General features: G+C 60.7%; 1 protein-coding gene. It reads right to left on the reverse strand.

Annotation, left to right across the window (positions count from 1 at the left end; genetic code table 11):
* On the reverse strand, positions 1-238 hold a 238-nt coding region (locus GY725_04335; protein ID MCP4003404.1), incomplete at its 3' end, for a hypothetical protein.
* Between the last annotated feature and the right edge of the window lie 273 nt (positions 239-511).

Raw genomic sequence — 511 nt, forward strand, 5'->3', positions numbered from 1 at the left:
GCAGCGCGTCGAAACCGCCTTTGCGGTAAAGGCGTAGCCAATCGCGCAGGGTCTCGGTAGCCACTCGGGTTCGGCTGGTGCCGGGGATGTTGTATTCGAGCGCGGCTTTATCCTCAAGGCGTCGGTACAGCCCCTTGGTTCCAGGCGGCAGATGAACGATGTCGGCGAGTAACCCATAGCGGAACAGCGCGATCTGGTGGCGCAGGTCGTGCATGGCGGAAGTGTCGGTAGCGATCATGGAATAGCCCTCGGATGTCCACGAAATGTGTGCTGCGCGAGGCTACGTCAGTGCCGGTGGCGGATCCGGTCCCACTCGGTGTTGGCGAACGTTTTGGCGTTCACCGTCCCGAACATGGGGGGGTCGCAATCCGAGTGGTGAGGGCAAGCCAGACAGGTGCGTCGCAGCGATATCCCGCAATGCGGGCAATGCCGGAACCAACTGAAGATGTCGGCGAAACGAGATCAGGGTTGGCTCGCATTCAAGAAAACGTTCGGGATAGAGTCCCTTCAC

The organism is bacterium, from assembly GCA_024226335.1.
Classification (GTDB): domain Bacteria; phylum Myxococcota_A; class UBA9160; order SZUA-336; family SZUA-336; genus JAAELY01.